Origin of the sequence: Faecalibacterium gallinarum (assembly GCF_022180365.1) — a bacterium.
Classification (GTDB): domain Bacteria; phylum Bacillota; class Clostridia; order Oscillospirales; family Ruminococcaceae; genus Faecalibacterium; species Faecalibacterium gallinarum.
Genome location: NZ_BQKV01000079.1, coordinates 1 through 421, shown reverse-complemented (window position 1 = coordinate 421; position 421 = coordinate 1). Strand labels below are relative to the sequence as shown.

Below are 421 nucleotides of genomic sequence, written 5' to 3'. Positions count from 1 at the left end.
AGTGTTTGGATCACCTGCGTTTTCTGTGCCGGCGTCGCTCTTCTTCCAAAACCAAGGCTTGCAAATTTTTTAGGTATTCGTTCTCCGCGCGCAGCCGCTGGTTCTCGGCGATCAGGTCTTCTTCAACCGTCTTAGACGACTTGGCAGACTGGCTGCTATTTTTTCGCCCTCGCCGTTCGATCGCTAATCCTTCCGGCCCTTCTTCAAGATAGATTCGCTCCCACCGTTCAATGATGCCATGGTTGTTGATCTCAAACCTTCGCATCGCTTCGCGAACACTTATGTGTTCCTTTCGCATTGTCTCTACTACCAGTTGCTTAAATTCCGGCGTGTAGCGTTTGTTCGGTATTCCTTTTGGCATAATAAAACACCCCACTTGTTATCCAGTATACCATACTGTCTAACAAATGGGGTGCAGTTC

General features: G+C 48.5%; 1 protein-coding gene. It reads right to left on the bottom strand.

Going from position 1 to position 421, the window contains the following annotated elements; all coding sequences use genetic code 11:
- Positions 1-10: 10 nt before the first annotated feature.
- Positions 11-361: a helix-turn-helix domain-containing protein gene (locus JCM17207_RS09725; protein WP_238317471.1), complete on the bottom strand. Its 351-nt coding sequence runs from the start codon at positions 359-361 to the stop codon at positions 11-13.
- Between the last annotated feature and the right edge of the window lie 60 nt (positions 362-421).

Coding starts and splice junctions, on each gene's coding strand:
- JCM17207_RS09725 (WP_238317471.1), bottom strand. CDS start 361: ATGCCAAAAGGAATACCGAACAAACGCTACACGCCGGAATTTAAGCAA.